Source organism: Mesorhizobium sp. M0802 (assembly GCF_040320115.1).
GTDB lineage: Bacteria > Pseudomonadota > Alphaproteobacteria > Rhizobiales > Rhizobiaceae > Mesorhizobium.
The window spans coordinates 107273-127513 of the sequence record NZ_JAMYOY010000019.1 but is presented as its reverse complement, the minus strand read 5'-3'; the positions used below and the strand labels follow the sequence as shown (position 1 = coordinate 127513).

Below are 20241 nucleotides of genomic sequence, written 5' to 3'. Positions count from 1 at the left end.
GGGACGCCAGGCCCCATCCATAAACGGGCGGCCGGTGGTGCGCTTCCACATTCGATCGTCGCAGTCTGATCGCACCGAACTCGATGCTGCTCGAGCAAAATGGTGCGGCTCTGACATGGATCAGGGCGAGCAGGCGACGGCTGCGCAATAAGGCACCGCGGTTTGGCATCCGCCGGAATTGGAAATCGGGGCTTGCGATGAAATTCGGCAAAGAAATCGTGCTTCTAAGCCTGTTCGCATTCGCGGCTTTGGTGGCGGCTGGCGCTGGGGTGGATGAACCCTTTCGCCAGCATATGTGGGTCTTGTTCTTCGCCTTGGCTGGCTTCACTGCGATCCTACTGCGTAACACTGAGTTCAAGCCTGCCGCTCCGATCGACCCGTCCGCCTACATGGATGGTCCAATCCGCTATGGCGCCATCGCCACCATGTTCTGGGGTGTCATCGGCATGCTTGTCGGCGTGGTCATCGCGCTGCAGCTTGCCTATCCCGATCTCAACATACAGCCCTGGTTCAACTTCGGCCGCTTGCGGCCTCTGCACACCTCGGGCGTCGTCTTTGCCTTCGGCGGCAACGCGTTGCTTTGCACGTCTCTCTATGTCGTCCAACGCACATGCCGCGCTCGGCTGTTCGGTGGCGATCTCGCCTGGTTTGTGTTCTGGGGCTACCAGCTCTTCATTGTCATGGCCGCGACCGGTTATCTGCTCGGCATCACCGAGAGCCGCGAATATGCGGAACCCGAATGGTATGTCGACATCTGGCTGACCATCGTCTGGGTCGCCTACCTGATCCTTTTCCTGGGCACGATCTTGAAGCGCAAGGAACCGCACATCTACGTCGCCAACTGGTTCTATCTCTCCTTCATCGTCACCATCGCGATGCTGCATGTGATCAACAACCTCTCGATGCCGGCCTCCTTCCTCGGATCCAAGAGCTATTCCGCATTTTCCGGCGTCCAGGACGCCCTGACGCAGTGGTGGTACGGCCACAATGCCGTCGGGTTCTTCCTGACCGCCGGCTTCCTGGGCATGATGTATTATTTCGTGCCCAAGCAGGCCAACCGGCCGGTCTATTCCTACCGCCTGTCGATCGTCCATTTCTGGGCAATCATCTTCCTCTACATCTGGGCCGGGCCCCATCACCTGCACTACACCGCTTTGCCTGACTGGGCGCAGACACTCGGCATGGTGTTCTCGATCATGCTGTGGATGCCGTCATGGGGCGGCATGATCAATGGCCTGATGACGCTGTCGGGCGCCTGGGACAAGCTGCGCACTGACCCGATCATCCGCATGATGGTGATGGCCATCGCCTTCTACGGCATGTCCACCTTCGAGGGCCCGGTGATGTCAATCAAGACGGTCAATTCTCTGTCGCACTATACCGACTGGACCATCGGGCACGTCCATTCGGGCGCACTCGGCTGGGTTGGCATGATCTCGTTTGGCGCAATCTACTTCATGGTGCCGAAGCTGTGGAACCGTGAACGGCTCTACTCGCTGCGCCTCGTGACCTGGCACTTCTGGCTGGCGACGCTTGGCATCGTTGTCTACGCCGCGGTGATGTGGGTGTCCGGCATCATGCAGGGCCTGATGTGGCGCGAATACGACGAGCAGGGCTTCCTGGTCTACTCCTTCGCCGAAACCGTGGCCGCCATGCATCCTTATTACATCATGCGCGCCATCGGTGGGGCCATGTACCTCTTCGGCGCCCTGATCATGGCCTGGAACATTGCCATGACCATCCTCGGCTACCGGCGCGAGCAGGATCCGCTGCCGCGCTCCACCCCCGCCCTCCAGCTTGCGCGATGATGAGACAGAAAATGAGGTTGATGAACAGACACGCACTGATCGAGAAGAACGCTACACTTCTTCTCCTCGGGTCGCTGCTGGTCGTGACAATCGGCGGCATCGTCGAGATCGCGCCTCTCTTCTATCTCGATAACACGATCGAGAAGGTGGAAGGCATGCGGCCTTACTCGCCGCTCGAACTGGTCGGGCGCAACATCTACGTCCGCGAGGGCTGCTACCTCTGCCACAGCCAGATGATCAGGCCGTTCCGTGACGAGGTCGAGCGCTACGGCCACTACAGCCTGGCGGCCGAGTCGATGTACGACCACCCGTTCCAGTGGGGATCGAAGCGCACCGGACCGGATCTCGCCCGCGTTGGCGACCGCTATTCCAACCTGTGGCACGTGGATCACCTGACAGATCCACGGTCCGTGGTGCCGGAATCGATCATGCCGAGCTATGCCTTCCTGAAGGACAAGCCGATCGCGGTGAAGGACTTCTCGACGCATCTGGTCGCAAACCGGCGTGTCGGTGCCCCTTACACCGATGACATGATCGCGCATGCTAACGCCGATCTGATGACGCAGGCTGATCCCAACGCCGACACGTCCGGCCTCGAGGCCCGCTACCCCAAGGCCAAGATCGGCGACTTCGACGGCAACCCGCAGCAAGTCACCGAAATGGACGCGCTGGTTTCTTATCTCCAGATGCTGGGCACGCTGGTCGATTTCAAGAACTACGATGAGACCGCCGGCTACCGCTGAGGACAATGGCGATGACGTACAATTTCATGCGGGAGTTTGCCGACAGCTGGGGCCTACTTGCCATGGCTCTTTTCTTCATCGGATCCGTTGCCTTTGCACTTCGTCCCGGCAGCCGCAGGCAAGCCGGCGAAGCAGCTCAAATTCCTCTGAAGGAGGACTGATCATGAGCAGCGATCACATTGACGAGGTTTCCGGCATCTCAACCACCGGTCATGAGTGGGACGGCATCCGGGAGCTCAACAACCCGCTTCCGCGCTGGTGGATCTGGACGTTCTACATCACCATAGTCTGGGCGATCGGCTACACCATCGCCTATCCGGCATGGCCTCTGCTGCACACGGCAACCAAGGGGGTGCTCGGCTACTCCAGCCGCAACGATGTCGGGAACGAGTTGTCCGCGGCTGAAGCGGCCAAGGGCAAATATGTCGCCGCGATAGAAGCGAAAAGTGTTTCGGAGATCGCGGCGGACGACACGCTGCGCGAATTCGCCGTCGCCGCCGGCGGTGCCGCGTTCAAGCTCAATTGCGTGCAGTGCCATGGTTCCGGCGCCCAGGGCTCCAAGGGCTTCCCCAACCTTAACGACGACGACTGGCTGTGGGGCGGCAAGGCGGACCAGATTCAGCAGACGATCACCCATGGCATTCGCTTCGCCTCCGATCCGAATACGCGCCTGTCGGAAATGCCCGCCTTTGCCGACATCATCACCGCCGACCAGATCAAACAGGTCAGCGCCTACGTCGCCAGTCTGTCGGAGGCCGTCGTCAATCAAGCATTGGTCGCGCCGGGCGCAAAGGTCTTTGCCGAAAACTGCGTGGCCTGTCATGGCGACAATGCAAAAGGAAACAAGGAACTCGGCGCTCCAGATCTGACCGACGCCATCTGGCTCTACGGGTCAGGCGAAGCGGCCATCGCCGCCCAGGTAACCGCACCGAAACACGGCGTGATGCCAGCTTGGGGCGCGCGCCTCGGCGAGATCAAGGTCAAGGAACTGACGGTCTACATCCATTCGCTTGGCGGCGGAGAATAGGAAAGAAGCCTATTCTCGTCCTCCCCCCTCCCGCCAAGCGACGAGGCCCGGCGCAAGCCGGGCCTCGGCATCATCCAGTACCGATGAGTCGGCTTCCGGCGAAATCGTCGCTGGTGACTGGAGCTTCTCGTGCTCGATAACACGCAAATAGAACGGATCGAACCCACGACGATCAACTCCGCCAAAGTGCGCCAGCCAATGTATGCCGCGCGCAGGAAGATCTTCCCGAAGCGGGCCTCGGGCAGCTTTCGCCGATTCAAATGGATCGTGATGGCGATCACGCTGGGCATCTACTATCTGACGCCGTGGCTGCGCTGGGATCGGGGTCCGTTTGCCCCCGACCAGGCCGTGCTGCTCGATGTCGCCAACCGGCGCTTCTACTTCTTCTTCGTCGAGATATGGCCGCAGGAATTCTACTATGTCGCCGGTCTTCTGGTCATGGCCGGCGTCGGTCTTTTCCTGATCACATCGACTGTTGGCCGTGCCTGGTGTGGCTACACATGCCCACAGACCGTATGGGTCGATCTGTTCCTGGTCGTCGAGCGCGCGATCGAGGGCGACCGCAACGCACGCATCAAGCTCGATGCCGGTCCTTGGACCACTCGTAAGCTTGTGCTGCGGGCATCGAAACACGTCATCTGGCTGGTCATAGCCGCAGCGACTGGTGGCGCATGGATCTTCTATTTCGCCGATGCGCCGACGCTGCTCGGCGAACTCTTCACCGGCACGGCAGCGCCTGTCGGCTACATCACCGTCGCGGTTCTGACGGCGACGACCTACACGTTTGGCGGGCTGATGCGCGAACAGGTCTGCACCTATATGTGCCCATGGCCGCGCATCCAGGCAGCCATGCTCGACGAGAGCTCGCTCACCGTCACCTACAATGACTGGCGCGGCGAACCGCGCACGCGTCACGCCAAGAAGGTTCTTGCCGCAGGGCATCCCGTCGGCGATTGCGTCGACTGCAATGCCTGTGTCGCCGTCTGTCCGATGGGGATCGACATACGCGACGGTCAGCAACTCGAATGCATCACCTGCGCGCTCTGCATCGATGCCTGTGACGGCGTCATGGACAAGCTCGGCAAAGCGCGAGGACTGATCTCCTACGCGACGCTCTCCGACTACAACGCCAACATGATGCTGGCCACCGCAGGCGGCGCCAGCTCGGTCGATCCATCACTGGTCAGGACGGATGACGGCCTGTTTTCGGACAGGGTGGCGCATTTCCATATCCGCAAGATCTTTCGGCCGCGCACTTACGTTTACATGGCTATGTGGTCGATGATCGGCCTGGGCCTGCTCTTTTCGCTGCTGACCCGCGACCGGCTCGAGATCAATGTCCTGCACGACCGCAACCCGCAATTCGTGACGCTCTCCGACGGCTCGATCCGCAATGGCTATACCGTCAAGCTGCTGAACATGATCCCCGAACCGAGAACGATTATCGTCACCCTCGGGGGTTTGCCAGGCGCAGAGATGAGCATCGTTGGCGTCGACCTCCCCGCCGATCGCTCCTTTGCGGTCCAGGTCGAACCCGACCGGCTGAAGATGCTGAAGGTTTTCGTGCGCCTGCCCGCCGATCAGATTAATCGCCAGGCGCAGACCTTCACATTCCGCGTCGAAGACAAGGTCAGCTTCGAGTCCAACGAATACACCGCCACCTTCAATGCGCCGGAGATCGCCAGATGACCGCCACCACCCGAAGACCCCGCGAATTCACCGGCAGGCACATGTTGGCCACCATCCTTGCCTTTTTCGGCGTGGTCATCGCGGTCAATCTGACGATGGCGACGCTTGCCAACACAAGCTGGACCGGCCTTGTCGTCGAAAATACCTATGTCGCGAGCCAGCAATTCAACAAGAAGGCTGAAGAAGGCCGTGCGCAGGCAGCGCTTGGCTGGACCGGCCAGTTGACCATCGCATGGGGTGAAGTCCGCTATGGCATCATCGACGCCGCGGGCAAACCGGTTTCCCTGCATGGCGTGAAGGTGCTGTTTCGCCATCCGGCTTACGAGAAAGAGGATGAGTCCGTCACGCTCGCCCTGGTCTCTGGCCAGGAGTTTGCAGCACAACACGTGCCAAGGGATGGTGTCTGGATCATCGAAATAGACGCCGATGCCGGCCTGGCAAGACCTTATCGCGATGTACGCAGGATCATGATCTCCCATGGAGCGCTGCAATGAGCTGTTGTGCACCTGGTGCTGAAATGGCGTTGGATCTGGACACGGGCACACCCGTCCTGCCCTCCAGCCAGGAGATCAGGCTGGCCAGCCGATCGCTTGGCGATGATCTTCATCAGACCGACCTTTCGGTACCGACCGTTCATTGCGGCGCCTGCATCCAGACCATCGAAACGGCGTTGGGAAAGCTCGATCACGTCGAGGCCGCTCGCGTCAACCTGTCAACCAAGCGGGTCTCAGTCCGATGGCGCGGCGACGAGGTTCCATCGTTCGTCGCCGTGCTGGGGCGGCTCGGTTACCAGGCGCATTTGTTCGAAGCCGAGATCGAAGCTAAGGACAAGACGCTTTCTGAGCTCATCCGCGCCGTCGCTGTTGCCGGCTTTGCTGCGGGCAACATCATGCTGCTTTCCGTTTCGGTCTGGTCCGGCGCCGAAGGTGCGACCCGCGACCTGTTCCACTGGGTCTCGGCGCTGATCGCCATCCCCGCGCTCGCCTTCGCCGGCGGAATCTTCTTCAAGTCGGCCTGGAATGCGCTCCGCCACGGCCGCATGAACATGGACGTGCCGATCGCCGTCGGCGTGTCGCTGGCCTATGCCATGAGCCTCTACGAGACGATCACCCATGGCGACCACGCCTATTTCGACGCGTCGGTATCGCTGCTGTTTTTCCTCCTGATCGGCCGCACGCTGGATCACGTGATGCGCGAACGCGCCCGCACCGCTGTGAAAGGCCTGTCACAGCTCGCCGCACGCGGCGCCATGGTGCTGCGCGGCGATGGTGCACGCGACTATTTGCCGGTCGGCGAGATCGAACCAGGGATGCAACTGCTCATTGCAGCCGGCAAGAGAATACCCGTCGACGGCAAGATCATTCGTGGGGCGTCTGATCTGGACTGTTCACTGGTCACTGGCGAGAGCACGACCCGAAACGTCGCGCCAGGTGAAACCGTGCAGGCCGGTGTCCTCAACCTTACCGGCTCACTGACGATCGAGGCCAAAGCCGCCGCCAAGGATTCGTTCCTGGCGGAAATGGTTCGGCTGATGGAGGCCGCCGAAGGTGGTCGCGCCCGATATCGCCGTATCGCCGACCGCGTGTCGGCACTCTACGCGCCGGTGGTTCATCTCACCGCCTTGGCAACCTTCCTGGGCTGGATGGCGGTGACTGGCGACTGGCACCGGGCGATGACGATCGCAATCGCTGTTCTCATCATCACATGCCCGTGCGCGCTTGGCCTCGCCGTTCCAATCGTTCAGGTGGTGGCCGCGCGGCGCCTGTTCGAAAACGGCATCATGGTCAAGGACGGCTCGGCCATGGAGCGCCTGGCAGCGATCGATACAGCCGTGTTCGACAAGACCGGCACGCTCACGCTTGGCCAGCCCAGGCTCGTCAACACGTCGTCGATCGATCCCGCCATGCTGGCAATCGCTGCCGACCTGGCCGCGCATTCGCGTCATCCATATTCAAAGGCCATTGCCGGCTTTGCCGTCAGCAGCAGCCAGCACAAATTCGACGCGGTGACCGAGCACCCGGGTTTCGGGATCGAAGCCACCGCCGCCGGTATCACCTGGCGGCTGGGTCGACGCGGATGGGCTGGTTGGAAGGCGCGAACCGGCGGCGAAGGCAAACATGGCTACGGCGGAACAGTGCTGACGAAAAACGGCATGATTGTCGCATCCTTCGTTTTCGAAGATGCGCTACGCCTCGACACCAGGGCAGCGATCGATCAACTGCGCAACGCTGGTATGTGCGTGGAAATGCTGTCGGGCGATACCGCGAAAGCCTGCGCCGAGATTGCGGACGTGCTCGGTGTCGATGACTTCGTTCCCTGCCTGCTCCCGTCCGGCAAGGTTGAACGCATCGAGAGTCTGGCGAGAGACGGGCACAAGGTTCTGATGGTTGGCGACGGGCTCAACGACGCACCGGCGCTGAGCGCCGCGCATGTCTCGATCGCACCCGCCACCGCCGCCGACATTGGCCGCAATGCAGCCGACTTCGTTTTTCTGCGCGAAAGCCTTTTGGCGATCCCGCTGGCGCTGGACGTGTCGCGCAAGGCGGGAAGCCTGATCCGACAGAACATAACAATTGCTATCGTTTACAATACTGTGGCCGTGCCGATCGCCATTCTGGGTCATGTTACGCCTCTGATCGCGGCGGTCGCGATGTCTGCCTCGTCATTGCTTGTGATTGGAAATGCGATGCGTCTGCAAGGCTTCGCTACGGGTGCGTCGTCCGAAACTGCGCGGCAGGACAGGCCCGCGCGGGCCGGCACCTTGGTCCGATCCTCATGACGACGCTCGCCTATCTCATTCCGGTGGCGCTGTTCCTTGGCGCACTCGGCCTGTCCGGCTTCCTGTGGGCGTTGAGAAGCGGCCAGTACGATGATCTCGATGGCGCGGCGGAGCGCATTCTTATCGACCGCGACGACGGCGCGGAGAATCCTCCTCGTTCCAAGTGACTCAGATCAACGCGCCGCGGGTCGGGATGTCCTATCGTCGTCACGAAAGATCAGGAGGGTGAGGATGCAAGCCGAATCCATAATGACAAAGCCAGTCATCACGACGCATGCGAACGCGACGATAGCCGAAGCGGTCGAGCTCATGCTTTCAAACAAGGTCAGCTGCCTGCCGGTAGCGAACAGCGACGGCACCCTGATTGGCATTGTAAGCAAAAGCGACTTCTTGCGCCGAGAGGAACTCGGGACCCAGCGTGTGCGTCCGCGCTGGCTGGAGCTTGATCTTGGCCCGGGCACAACCGCCAATGACTATGCGCGCTCGAATGGACGGATCATCCATCAGGTGATGACCACACCCGTCATCTCGGCGCCTCCTGGCGCCTCGATTGCAGATATTGTCGATCTGATGATGCAACATCGCATCAACAATGTTCCGATTGTCGATCGGGACAGGGTCATCGGCATCATCACGCGAACTGATTTGCTGCTTGTCCTGATCCGCGCCATGCCGAAACAGGGCACCACGCCACCCGATGACGACCTGATCCGCAAGGCTATCCTTGCCGAACTGCAGGGACAATCGTGGAGCTGTGGTGGCTTGATCGATGTGAGGGTCAGCGACGGCCTTGTCGAACTGAAGGGGGCGATTGTCGACGAGCGTCAGCGGAAGGCAGCGATGGTTGCGGCTGAGAAGGTTGCCGGCGTCGGGCAAGTCAAGGACGGCCTCCTCCTCAGTAGGGGTCCGTTCGGTGACGGTTTCATAGCTGCGGAAAAAGCGGGGACGCCAAGCAGAGTCCCTTTGGTTCTGCTCCCTTCCCACATCACTTGGACATGAGGCCGTCGGCGAGTTCCTTCGGCGTCTAGCGCCCGTCATGGTTGGCGAGCACGCTGTCGTCAGCGAAGACGCCCGTCCTGACGGAATGCGATGGCCGCTGCCTGTTTTGGTGGGGCTTGACCGGGGCTTCCTGTGGATCTTGAAGAGCGGCCAATACGAAGATCTCGACGGCTCCGCCCAGCGGATCCTTATCGATCGGGAAGAGCCGCGAGGCTGAACCGGTTGGCGGCGTCAACGACTGTGCGGATGCTGGTCGTCATCGACCGAATCTTTAGCTGGCGATCGCCCGCGTTGTGACGATATCGCCGCGCGTGCGAAGAACGGATCAGCCGGCAATACGTTGACGAACTTTTGGCCAGAGGGGCACCGCGATTGGGAAGCCCACCATTCAGAATGACTAGACATGCAACGTTTTCGCGGCAATCGACCACTCGACCCTGAACCCGCCGTTGCCGGGTTTGTCGAGCCTGGTTGATCCAGATCAGCGTTATCTCTTCATCGGCATGGTTTCATTGACCAGGCTTCCAACGGAGAACGCATGTCTATCGACGCTGGGGAGATGTGCAAACCGTGGGTGATTGCGATGCGTCAAGAGCGCTTCGTATCGCAGATAGACGCTATGGCGGCACGCTGATGGCCGGCTCTGTCGACACATTCGACATCATTGTCGTCGGAGCTGGGCCGGTCGGACTTGCCTTCGCAGCATCGCTCGCCCGGAGCCGACTCAAGGTGGCAGTGGTTGAACGGCAGTCGCTCGACAGCCTGGCGAATCCGGCTTTCGACGGTCGCGAGATCGCGCTGACCCACGCATCAGTGAGAATCCTTCGCGAGCTCGGCGCCTGGGATGCCATCCCCGCATCGGACAAATCACCGCTTCATGGCGCGCGCGTGCTCAACGGATCGAGCCCTTTCGCCCTGTGCTTCGATACTCCCAGCGGATCTGGGGAACCACTCGGATTTCTGGTCCCAAATTGTCGGATCCGCGATGCCCTGTTCAAAGTTGTCTGCTTCCAGGATCATGCCCGGCTGCTGTGCGGCAACTCGGTCGTCAATGCAACAACCAGCGACGACGAGGCGGTCATAGCGCTTTCTGATGGCAGGCAATTGGCCGCTCGGCTGCTCGTCGCAGCGGATTCGCGTTTGTCCGCGATGCGCGACCTGCTCGGCATTGGCGCCAACATCCATCCGCTTGGCCACTCCATGCTGATTTGCCGAGTGAGGCACGAGCGCTTCCATCACCAGATCGCGGTCGAATGGTTCGACCACCATCAGACCATAGCGATGTTGCCGCTCATGGAAGGCGTGTCGTCGCTGCTTCTGACTTTGCGCTCAATCGAGGCCGATAGACTGTCTGTTCTCGATGACGAATTGTTCCTCATGGAATTGATGAACCGGTGTCGAGGACGCCTCGGGCAGATGACCCTGGCAAGCACCCGCCATGCCTATCCGCTGGTCACGACCTGGGCGCACAAGTTCTCGGCACCGAGTGCGGCACTGATAGGAGACGCTGCCATCGGCATGCACCCGGTGACCGCGCATGGCTTCAACATCGGCCTCAGCGGCCAGAAGCAACTCGCTCATAAAATACTGACAGCATGTCGCGCCCGCCGCGACATTGCCGATCCCGACATGCTCGGCAGATACGAAAACCGGCTGCGGCTGTCGGCGGCGCCGCTCTATCATGCCACCAACATGCTTGTCGGTCTTTACTCAAGCGAGCACCCGGCGGCACGGCTTGCAAGACATGCTGGGCTCCGCTTTGCCCAACATCTTCCCTTTGTCCGCCATGGCATTTCGGCCATGCTCAGGCGGTGAATCGCACAGAGCGCTACCGCTCTTGAGCGCTGTCTCGGCACGGCTTCTTTGTCTTGCTGGCTCGCGGCGTCGCGGGCAAGGCTGCTTCCTGGTGACGTTGCCGATCATGGCATGATTCGGATCAAGGCACGCGCGCGGGCGAAACCTTGATGATTCGGCAATGCTAAGCCAAAGGTGTGACCCGAAGCATGGTGAGCGCACTGGTTACCCTCGCTGGGTAGTTAACCCGTCCTTCAGTGGGCTTGCATAGGTTTGGTCCTCGCGAACAATGACGGAAGCAAACTGGTCCATTCATGGCACCCCTAAAGAAAGAAGAATCGCTGGAGGCCAAAATCCGTCAGGATCAGCTTGCTGACCTGAGGGCCGGGCTCTTCGTGTCGATGCCGATAAGCGCGATCCTGTCAGGCCTGATTTGCGGGGTGCAGGCCCTTTCTGGCGGCGGCTTTGCCGCTGCAAGCTGGTTCCTGGTCGTCAATGCGCTAAATGCCGCCCGGCTTGCACTCGCGCGTTTTCAGCTAAAGGAAACGGGGAGCCATCAGGATTTGCTTGGCGTTTTGCCGCGCCTTCGCATGTTTGGCGTCCTTGCCCTTCTGGCAGGGTTTGCCTGGTCCTTCCCGGCCGTGCTGACTGTTGGATACACAACACCACAAGCACCGATGCATCTGGTCATACTGGCGGGCATTTCAGCTGGTGCGGTTACATATGGCAGTTCGTATGCCACGGCGGCGACCAGCTTCATCACACCTCCACTCCTCATCACGGTGGCGTGCCTTTTGGCGAAAGGCAATTTTGAACGCTACATTCTGGCTTTCACCGTTCTGCTCTTCATGGGCGGCTTGGTCCGAGCTTCGTTTGTTGGGCAGGCGCGCTTCCGCGAAGCAAGCCGCCTGAGACATGAGGCAGAGCGACTTGCGTCGGAAATGGAGCGCAACTCCAGGGAGGACCATTTGACCGCCCTTCTCAACAGGCGGGGCCTTGAACACGCCATCGGTCGGTTCAAGACCGCGGATGGCCCCTTCGTGGCAATGCTGATTGATCTGGACGGCTTTAAATCGGTCAACGACACCTACGGTCACAGGACCGGTGATGAACTGCTTGTCATGATCGCCCGCCGCATAGAGCAGGAAGCACCGGAAGGCTCAACGCTCGCTCGTATCGGCGGCGATGAATTCGTGCTGGTTTTTCCCTCAACGAGAGCTTCGCTTTCTGCCAGTGATCTCGCCTCCAATATCATAGCCAAAATTGCTCGCCCCTATATCGGGGTCGCGTCCGTGCGCGTCGGGGCATCGATAGGGATATACTTGGCGCAGACGTCGAGCCTGACTGAAATGCTGTTGCGGGCCGATATCGCCCTTTATACGGCCAAGCGCCATGGCAGGAACGAATTTTGCCTGTTCGATGCCGAACTCGACCGGGAACTCCAACGCCGCCAGTCCATCGAACGGGACCTTCATTCGGCGATAAAGACGGGAAGATTGCAACCTTGGTTCCAGCCGATCGTGAAACTCGACACCGAGGCCGTGGTCGGTTTTGAAGCCTTGCTGAGATGGTCCCATCCGACACATGGTGCCATCTCTCCACCCGAAATCATCACAGCCGCACGCGAAACCGGAATGCTTCAGCTGCTGACGCAAACCGTATTCGCCGACTGTTGTGCTTTTATCGACGGCTTGGTGAAAGCTGACCGTCGTAACATTCGTGTGGCGATGAATGTTTCCCCGCGCGAACTGGAAGCCGGCGATATCGACGACATGGTTCTGGATGGTCTGGCGGCAAGAGGCCTGCCTGCAACGATGTTCGAAATCGAGATTACCGAAGAATCGCCGGTGGACCCGGACAGAGTGGATGAAAAGCTCGGACGGCTTTCGCATGCCGGTATTTCCATCGCGCTCGATGACTTCGGCACCGGCTTTTCTACCTTGGCATCTCTCAAGGATCGCCGGATACGCAAGGTGAAAATAGACCAGGGCTTCATTCGCGGCTTGGCTAAGTCCAGAGAGGACCGACTGCTTGTCAAATCGGTCATCGAACTCGGTGACATGCTCGGGATCGAGGTCATGGCCGAGGGCGTCGAAACAGAGGCGGATCGGCAAACCCTGCACAAGCTTGGCTGCCGAACCGCTCAAGGCTTCCTCTTCTCCAAGGCTGTGCCTTTGATGCAAGCACTGGAAATGGCAGTCAAACAGCACGCGAACCAGTTGTGACCGCTCCCGCAGCGCCGGCTGTCGCGGCCGTGCGCTGCCGAATTTGGCTACAGAGACTTGCCTGCTCGAAACACGTGGCAGTGGGCGCTGTGCATCAGCCGGCGAACAGTTCCTTGTAGCCGGTCGTCATCATCCAGTTCGCACGGTCGATATGGCTCCGAAGAGCTTTGCGGGCGCGGACCGGGTCAATGGACGGGTCTATGCCGAGAATGCGCTCGGCCATCTCCTTTTCGCTGGCATTGTCGGCGCAGGCATCCAGGATCCGCAGGTAGATCTTGAAATGCTCCCTGTCGTAGCTCGTGAGGTTCTCCGACCAGGGGACTTCATCGCTCAAAGTTGAGCTTCGCGTCTCATCTGTTCCCATTGGTCCATTCATGCCTGCGGATCTCGCCTGTGAGCGCACGCAGTATATCCCAAAATGGGATAATCCGAAACCGGGATTAGTCGCTGATCCGGTCTTTACCCGACCGGTTCGCCTCCATGCCCAAATCCCTTCGATCGCCCCGCCACCAGCGGTTCCTGGCCCGGCTGGTTTTGCTGCGCAAGACCAAAGGCCTGACCCAGAAGCAGCTGGCTGACAAGCTTGGTCGTCCCCAATCCTTCGTGGCCAAGTACGAGGGCGCAGAGCGGCGTCTCGACGTCATCGAGTTTCTCGACATAACTGCGGCCCTTGACGCTGATCCGTGCGAGATTCTGTCCAGCCTCCGGTCCTAGCGGGCGCCCGCGCGCCTGACGACGCGCATCAGGTGCTCGTGAACCGAGCCCGCTTTTCTTCGGCAAGCTCAGGCGGTCTCGGCCATTCGGCTTCGCCCCTTGGCGTGGGCAGCCCTTCGGGCTGAGACGGTCGCCGCCCTTGCGGGCGGCGCGGTTTGTCGGTTGGCCTTTCCCGGTGGGCGCGGGGTGGGCGGCACTCCCTTCTAGGCCCGCCGCGGCAGCCCGCAACCCTTCGCGTGCCGCGCAGGGTCCTCCTCTTCGTTCCGGTCCTTCGGATGCGGTCCGCCTACCACGGCGGGCCTTTCCGGTCGCGACTCGCCGCCCACCCCGCTTCCGGGGAAAGGCGCGGCGATTGGTGAGCGGAGGATAACACATGCGTGCAAACAGCAAGCGTACCACCAGCACAGAGGCTGGCGCAGGCAAGGGCAGGCGCCCGGGCGCCAGCCTCTATCAGGAGATCACCGACCGCATCATTGCCGAACTGGAGCGCGGTACCGTGCCATGGGTCAAGCCATGGGGCAGCGCAAAAGCAGGCCTTGGCCTGCCGAGGAATGCGTCCACGGGGCGCACCTATTCCGGCATCAATATCCTCATCCTGTGGGGCGCCGTCATCGAGCGCAGCTATCCCAGCCAGAACTGGCTGACCTTCCGGCAGGCGCTTGCCCATGGCGGCAACGTCAGGAAGGGCGAGCGCGGCACGACCATCGTGCATGCCGACCGCTTTGTCCCCAAGGACGAGAAGGAGCGCGCTCGCCACGAGGGCGATGAACCACTGGCGGTGCCTTTTTTGAAGCGCTTCACGGTCTTCAATGTCGCGCAGTGCGATAATCTTCCGGAAGAGCTCCATGCCGCCGCCGAGCCTCTGCCTCAGTGCGAGATCGTGCCGCAGGCCGAGACGCTCATTCGCGCCAGCGGTGCGGATTTCAGGGTCGGCGGCGATCGCGCTTTCTACATGCCGGGCAGCGACCACATTCAGGTACCGCCGCAGCCGGCGTTCCATCAGCAGATCGACTATTACCGAACCTGCTTTCACGAGCTTGGCCACTGGACCGGCCACCCGACGCGGCTTGCTCGCGACCTCTCCGGCTCGTTCGGCTCCAAGGCCTACGCGCGTGAAGAATTGGTCGCCGAAATCGCTGCCGCCTTCGTCTGCGGCAATCTCGGTATCGAGCCGACCGTGCGTCACGCCGATTACATCGGCTCATGGCTGAAGGTGCTGCGCGAGGACAACCGCGCCATCTTCCGTGCCGCCAGCCTCGCCTCGAAGGCCGCCGATTTCGTGCTTGGCCTTCAGGCCGATGCCGAAGGCGAGGCGCAAGAAGGGATTGCGGCATGACGATGCGCGATCCTCAACTGGCCGCGACCGAGCCGACGCCGCAAAGGAGCAGATGCTCATTCCTGGCGTCCAGCCCATCACCACGCGGGCAAACCCTCCTGATGGACGCGCCGATGTGTCCGCGCGCGGCGCAAAGCTGCTCGAAGTCGGCCTCTTAATGGTGAGGCGGATCAGAGGAAGGTCCAGGGAGCCTTTCTCCCGCCGGACGCAAGAAATCAACGCGACCCGTTCTGACAAGGAGTCTTTCCATGATCCTGATCACCAATCCACTGCGCGCACGACTGCTCGCCCATGGCGCCGCCGGCGCCGACATCGACCATTTTCCCGTTGTGAAACTGTTTAATCCGACAGGTGCCGCGACCTGGCTTCTGAGCGAACTCGACGCCGATGGCGACACTCTGTTCGGTCTTTGCGATCTCGGCTTCGGCTTCCCCGAACTTGGCAGCGTCAGTCTGGCCGAGCTTGCATCCGTAAAAGGTCCGCTTGGCTTCGGCATAGAGCGCGACCTGCATTTCCAAGCGTGCTTTCCGCTCTCCGTCTATGCCGAAGCCGCCCGCATTTGCGGCCACGTCACCGAGGCCGAGCGACTGATGCTGCAGGCAGCAGACGCCCTATCAAAGCCCCATTCCGAGCTTCCGCCCGACACGGCGGAACAGCAGCGCCGATAGGCGCAAAAACGTCCCGCCGCGCCGGCCTTCGGCCTCTGCGGCGGGGACAACCTTATCCAAAGCAAAAGGAGAGTAACCATGCAGCTTGCCCACATTCCCTTGGATCAGCTCAACATTTCCGCGCTCAACATGCGCCATGGAAAACGCGCGCCCGACATATCCGACATCCTGCCCTCCGTGCGTGCGCGCGGCGTGCTGGTGCCACTCCTTGTGCGGCCGAACGGCCAGCCGGAAACCTTCGAGATCGTCGCCGGCAGGCGGCGCTATTTCGCCGCGAAATCGCTTGCCGACGAGCGCGGCGAAGGCGATCCCTTGCCCTGCGCCATCATGGAGGACGGTGACGACGCCGATGCGCTGGAAGCTTCGCTGATCGAAAACCTCGCCCGCCTCGATCCTGACGAAGTATCGCAATGGGAGACGTTTTCGCGGCTTGTCAGGCAAGGCCGCACCGTTCCCGACATCGCGGTGACCTTCGGCATCACTGATCTCAAGGTCAAACGCATTCTGGCGCTTGGCGACCTCTTGCCCAAAATCCGCGAAGCCTATCGGCGCGAGGAGATCGATACCGAGACGGTGCGCCATCTCACCATGGCTTCCAAGGCGCAGCAGAAGGACTGGCTGGCACTCTGTGCCGATCCCGATCAATACGCGCCGCGTGGCTATCAATTGAAGCAATGGCTGTTCGGCGGCCAGTCGATTTCCACCAAGGTGGCGCTGTTTGCCATCGAGGAGTATCACGGCCTGATCACCTCGGACCTGTTCGGCGAGGACAGCTATTTCGCCGATGCCGACCTGTTCTGGCAAAAGCAGAACGAAGCGATTGCCACCAAACGCGACACCTATCTCAACGAGGGCTGGAGCGAGGTTGTGCTGCTGGAACCCGGCCAGTATTTCCACGCATGGGACCACGAGAAGACCCCGAAGAAGAAGGGCGGCAAGATAGTCATCACTGTCTCGCATCGCGGCGAGGTCGAGTGTCACGAGGGCTGGCTGTCACGCAAGGAAGCCCGCCGCGCCCGCGAGGGCGGCGAGCAAGAAGAAACAGCCGCCAAGCTGCCGCGCCCCGAAGTCACCGGCCCGATGCACAACTATATCGATCTGCATCGCCATGCCGCCGTGCGCGCGGCCATGCTCGACCATCCCGCCGTGGCGCTGCGCCTCGTGGTGGCGCACGCCATCACCGGTTCGGGCCTGTGGCAGGTGCGGCCCGAGCCGCAGCGCGCAGCCAACGAGACGGTGACTGCCAGCCTTGCCGGCTGCAAGGCTGAAGCCGCATTCGGCAAAAAGCGGCGAGAGGTATTGGCCCTGCTCGGATCACCGGATGAGGATAGCTTGGTCGCCGGCGGCAATGGCGACGCCGTTGCTATCGCCGGCGTGTTCGCGCGCCTCTTGGCGCTCTGCGACGACGATGTCATGCGCGTTCTCACCCTTGTCATGGCCGAGACGCTTGCAGCCGGCAGCGCCGTCATCGAGGCGCTCGGCAACCACCTGAACGTCGACATGGGCATATGGTGGCAACCGGACGATGCCTTCTTCGACCTCTTGCGCGACAAGGAAATCGCCAATTCGATGCTGGCCGACGTCGGCGGCAAGCTGGTCGCGGACGGCAATGTCGCCGAGAAGGTCAAGACGCAAAAGAACATCATCCGCGACTTCCTGGCGGGCGAGAATGGCCGCCCCAGGGTCGAGACCTGGCTGCCGCGCTGGATGAAATTCCCGGCCGAAAGCTACACCAGCCGCGGCGGCTTCCGCACCGCCGATCAGTGGACACAGGTGCAGCCGCTGTTCGTGCGCGAATAGTCGATCAGGGCCCGAGCGGCGGTTCTCTCGATTACCGCCGCTCAGGTCGCGCGCGCCGCTATGGGCCACGCCGGCTGCCGATTGGGCGTCTTGTCGAGCCAGTGCCGCGCGCGAGAAATTCCGACGCCAGTTCGCCCCATTTCGGCAGCCCCGCACCGCGCCGGGTTGCTTGCTGAGGCGCCAAAGGCGCATGGGGCCAATTGTCCGATCCGGTTGCGGACAGAGCCCGCGCAGCCGGCGCCCTGCATTGCCGCCGGCTTCTTGTGTCACCGATCGCGCCACCTGTCTCCATTGTGTCTCAGGGACCATTCCCCTGCGGCTGGCTTGTCGACCTATGGGCGGATCCGGCCCGCCCGAAACCCTCGCCGGCAGCTTTTTTCCCCGCCGCCTGCGGCGGCTTCCTCGCGCCGCTTCGCTTCAAAAAAGCTGCCCGCGCGGGTCCTCCGCTATCGCTGCGGCCGTCCCGGTTCCGGCGGTCCGGACGCGCCCATCACGGTCCGCCATCGCAGGGGAATGGTCCCCTGCGAGCACCAAGAGGAGACTGGAAATGACCGCGATCGGATACGTCACCAAACAGGAAAACGGCGGCTACAAGGGCCAGCTCAAGACGCTCAGCGTCCGCGCCGACATCGATATCGTGCCCAATCAGGCAAAGAGCGCCGACACCCATCCCGACTTCCGGGTGCTGACGCAAGGGATCGAAGTGGGTGCGGGCTGGATCCGCACCGGCGAGACCTCCGGCAAGGACTATGTGAGCCTGTCGATTGCCGCCCCCGAGTTTGGCCCCCGCAAGCTCTACGCCAATCTCGGCCGCGCCGCCGGCCAGGATGACGACGACACTTACGCCATCATCTGGAACCCGGTCGACTGACCGGCCGATCCGGAAAGCCCCGCGCCGCCACCGGCGCGGGGCCTCTCTCAGGACCCGTGAGGCCGCCGAAGGGGGCGGCGAAAACTCGCCCCCCACTCTTCGCCCGTCCCCAAAACGATCTCGCTCGCCGATCCTCGCCTTCGCTTGTCCGTAGCGAAACGAGGATCATCATGGACGACGAAAACGAACGCGCAGCCCGCGCCAAGAAGGGCAGTCCGTTTCTCAATACCGCGCAGGCGGCCTTCTATATAGGGCTGTCCCAGCGCACGCTGGAGAAGATGCGCCTCAAAGGCGGCGGCCCGCAATTCCGCAAGCACGGCCGCTATGTCCGCTATCACATCGACGAACTCGACGATTGGTCGAAGGGGCACGCGCAGGAGACCGGGCCCGAGGACGGCGGGCACGATTCCGGCTCGGCCGGCGAGGGAGGCCGCTCATGAGCCGGCGTCCCACCATCCATCTGATCGGCAGCCATCTGCGGCGCATTCGGGCGCGCAAGACGATCGCCGTGGCCACGATGGGCCTTGCCCTGATCGGCTTCGCCGCCTTCGGCAAACCATCGCCCTGGCTGGTCTGGAACGCCTCGGCGAGTGCGCCGGTCGGCCTCTATCGCGTCGCGTCCGGATCGCCGGCTCTTGGTGATCTCGTACTCGTCCGCCCGCCAAAACCGGTCGTCGATCTGGCCGCCGAACGCTTCTATCTGCCCAGCAACGTGCCGCTGGTCAAGCACCTTGCCGCGCTGCCTGGCGAGCATGTCTGCGCCTTCGGCGACGCCATCATCATCCGCGGCGAGATTGTCGCGCGCCGGCTTGCAACCGACACGCAGCACCGCCCGCTGCCTTGGTGGAATGCCTGCCGAAAGCTCGCCGCTGCCGAGGTTTTCCTACTCGGCAGCGACAAAAATCGCTCGTTCGACAGCCGCTATTTCGGGCCGGTGCCGACCGAAAATATCATCGGGAGGCTCGTGCCGCTATGGACCGAGTGACCCTCCTGATGCTGGGCATGGTGTCTCTCGCACCATGCGCCTGTTCCGCGGCGACCAACACGAAGCCGGTCGTCATCTCCCATAGTCCGCAGCTTGCAAGATGGCAGCCCTTCGTAGCCGAAGCAAGCCGGCGTTTCAGCATTCCACAGACCTGGATTTATGCCGTCATGGATGCCGAAAGCCGGGGGCAGACAAGGCTCAATGGACGGCCGGTCACGTCGAGCGCCGGTGCCATTGGCCTGATGCAGGTGATGCCAGGCACCTACGAGGAGTTGCGCGCAGAGCTTGGCCTGGGAGCCGCCCCGCACGACCCTCGCGACAACATTCTGGCAGGCACTGCCTATCTGCGCGCCATGTATGACCGCTTCGGATTTCCAGGCCTGTTTGCAGCCTATAACGCCGGGCCGGAGCGCTACGAACAGCATTTGCAGCGTGGGCGGCCACTGCCCAGCGAGACGGTTTCGTATCTGGAAGAGGTCAAGGCGGCGGGCATTTCGGCCGCCGATATGGACGCGCTCACCGACAAATCCCGTTCCAAAAGCGCGCCGGGAATCCCGTCCGGGCAGTCGCTGTTTTTCCTCCGAAACGGTGTTTCCGTGACCGGCCCGAATGGCCAAATCCTGGTGCCGCTCGGATCGGAGCGAGCAAGGTCAGGCCGGCCGGATCGCAGGTGAGGGCAGCGGCTACCGTGGTTCGGGCGGGGGGCAGGGAGGCAGGTCCGCGGAAGGCAAGATAAAGGCATCGCCTCCTGAGGCGGCGAAGTGTTTGTCTGCACATCGTTTTCCCGGGAGGTTGCCTGCGGG

At 61.8% G+C, this 20241-nt stretch carries 20 protein-coding genes and 1 pseudogene; 20 read left to right on the top strand and 1 reads right to left on the bottom strand.

Features of this window, described 5'->3' with window-relative positions; genetic code table 11:
• The first annotated feature begins 197 nt into the window (after positions 1–197).
• The 12 genes and pseudogenes from ccoN to NKI10_RS24215 all read left to right on the top strand — a co-directional run bounded on the left by ccoN (position 198) and on the right by NKI10_RS24215 (position 13064).
• Positions 198–1808, top strand: a complete 1611-nt coding sequence (ccoN, locus tag NKI10_RS24270; protein ID WP_023808093.1) for a cytochrome-c oxidase, cbb3-type subunit I — start codon at positions 198–200, stop codon at positions 1806–1808.
• A gap of 11 nt (positions 1809–1819) precedes the next feature.
• Positions 1820–2551, top strand: coding sequence for a cytochrome-c oxidase, cbb3-type subunit II (ccoO, locus tag NKI10_RS24265; protein ID WP_023808094.1), 732 nt, complete (start codon positions 1820–1822; stop codon positions 2549–2551).
• A gap of 11 nt (positions 2552–2562) precedes the next feature.
• Positions 2563–2712 (top strand): CcoQ/FixQ family Cbb3-type cytochrome c oxidase assembly chaperone, encoded by a 150-nt coding sequence (locus NKI10_RS24260; RefSeq protein WP_023766610.1) that lies wholly within the window; start codon positions 2563–2565, stop codon positions 2710–2712.
• A 2-nt stretch (positions 2713–2714) separates the two neighbouring features.
• Positions 2715–3578: a cytochrome-c oxidase, cbb3-type subunit III gene (gene ccoP / locus NKI10_RS24255; protein ID WP_023808095.1), complete on the top strand. Its 864-nt coding sequence runs from the start codon at positions 2715–2717 to the stop codon at positions 3576–3578.
• 129 nt (positions 3579–3707) lie between these two features.
• Positions 3708–5267 carry a cytochrome c oxidase accessory protein CcoG gene (gene ccoG / locus NKI10_RS24250; protein WP_352862150.1) on the top strand — a complete coding sequence of 520 codons (1560 nt, stop codon included), beginning with the start codon at positions 3708–3710 and terminating at the stop codon, positions 5265–5267.
• Positions 5264–5761 (top strand): FixH family protein, encoded by a 498-nt coding sequence (locus tag NKI10_RS24245; RefSeq protein WP_352862149.1) that lies wholly within the window; start codon positions 5264–5266, stop codon positions 5759–5761. Before ccoG ends, NKI10_RS24245 begins: the two co-directional genes overlap by 4 nt.
• Positions 5758–8046, top strand: coding sequence for a cation-translocating P-type ATPase (locus NKI10_RS24240; RefSeq protein ID WP_352862148.1), 2289 nt, complete (start codon positions 5758–5760; stop codon positions 8044–8046). Before NKI10_RS24245 ends, NKI10_RS24240 begins: the two co-directional genes overlap by 4 nt.
• Positions 8043–8213, top strand: a complete 171-nt coding sequence (gene ccoS / locus NKI10_RS24235; RefSeq protein WP_023697810.1) for a cbb3-type cytochrome oxidase assembly protein CcoS — start codon at positions 8043–8045, stop codon at positions 8211–8213. The genes NKI10_RS24240 and ccoS (NKI10_RS24235) overlap by 4 nt, the downstream gene beginning before the upstream one ends.
• Positions 8214–8277: 64 nt before the next feature.
• Positions 8278–9045, top strand: a complete 768-nt coding sequence (locus NKI10_RS24230) for a CBS domain-containing protein (RefSeq protein WP_352862147.1) — start codon at positions 8278–8280, stop codon at positions 9043–9045.
• A 124-nt stretch (positions 9046–9169) separates the two neighbouring features.
• Positions 9170–9262, top strand: a pseudogene (gene ccoS / locus NKI10_RS24225) (cbb3-type cytochrome oxidase assembly protein CcoS); the annotation flags it as partial.
• Between the two features lie 416 nt (positions 9263–9678).
• A complete protein-coding gene (gene ubiM / locus NKI10_RS24220; protein ID WP_352862146.1) occupies positions 9679–10860 on the top strand; it encodes a 5-demethoxyubiquinol-8 5-hydroxylase UbiM in 1182 nt (393 codons plus the stop codon).
• Between the two features lie 293 nt (positions 10861–11153).
• Positions 11154–13064 (top strand): putative bifunctional diguanylate cyclase/phosphodiesterase, encoded by a 1911-nt coding sequence (locus NKI10_RS24215; protein WP_023808103.1) that lies wholly within the window; start codon positions 11154–11156, stop codon positions 13062–13064.
• A gap of 94 nt (positions 13065–13158) precedes the next feature.
• On the opposite strand, the gene NKI10_RS24210 is transcribed toward NKI10_RS24215, so the two are convergent.
• On the bottom strand, positions 13159–13440 hold the full coding sequence (locus NKI10_RS24210; protein WP_081725593.1) for a DNA -binding domain-containing protein: 282 nt from the start codon (positions 13438–13440) through the stop codon (positions 13159–13161).
• 104 nt (positions 13441–13544) lie between these two features.
• On the opposite strand from NKI10_RS24210, the gene NKI10_RS24205 reads away from it, so the two are divergent.
• The 8 genes from NKI10_RS24205 (at position 13545) to NKI10_RS24170 (ending at position 20112) form a co-directional block, all read left to right on the top strand.
• Positions 13545–13778, top strand: coding sequence for a helix-turn-helix domain-containing protein (locus tag NKI10_RS24205; protein WP_023694857.1), 234 nt, complete (start codon positions 13545–13547; stop codon positions 13776–13778).
• A gap of 373 nt (positions 13779–14151) precedes the next feature.
• A complete protein-coding gene (locus tag NKI10_RS24200; protein WP_352862145.1) occupies positions 14152–15114 on the top strand; it encodes an ArdC family protein in 963 nt (320 codons plus the stop codon).
• A gap of 248 nt (positions 15115–15362) precedes the next feature.
• Positions 15363–15782: a DUF2958 domain-containing protein gene (locus NKI10_RS24195; protein ID WP_352862144.1), complete on the top strand. Its 420-nt coding sequence runs from the start codon at positions 15363–15365 to the stop codon at positions 15780–15782.
• Positions 15783–15860: 78 nt separating this feature from the next.
• Positions 15861–17582, top strand: a complete 1722-nt coding sequence (locus NKI10_RS24190) for a ParB/RepB/Spo0J family partition protein (protein WP_352862143.1) — start codon at positions 15861–15863, stop codon at positions 17580–17582.
• Positions 17583–18129: 547 nt separating this feature from the next.
• Positions 18130–18453: a DUF736 domain-containing protein gene (locus NKI10_RS24185; RefSeq protein ID WP_023747246.1), complete on the top strand. Its 324-nt coding sequence runs from the start codon at positions 18130–18132 to the stop codon at positions 18451–18453.
• Positions 18454–18623: 170 nt separating this feature from the next.
• Positions 18624–18893: a helix-turn-helix transcriptional regulator gene (locus NKI10_RS24180; RefSeq protein ID WP_023672373.1), complete on the top strand. Its 270-nt coding sequence runs from the start codon at positions 18624–18626 to the stop codon at positions 18891–18893.
• On the top strand, positions 18890–19438 hold the full coding sequence (locus NKI10_RS24175; protein WP_023808109.1) for a S26 family signal peptidase: 549 nt from the start codon (positions 18890–18892) through the stop codon (positions 19436–19438). The genes NKI10_RS24180 and NKI10_RS24175 overlap by 4 nt, the downstream gene beginning before the upstream one ends.
• Positions 19426–20112, top strand: a complete 687-nt coding sequence (locus tag NKI10_RS24170; RefSeq protein WP_352862142.1) for a lytic transglycosylase domain-containing protein — start codon at positions 19426–19428, stop codon at positions 20110–20112. The genes NKI10_RS24175 and NKI10_RS24170 overlap by 13 nt, the downstream gene beginning before the upstream one ends.
• Positions 20113–20241 lie beyond the last annotated feature (129 nt).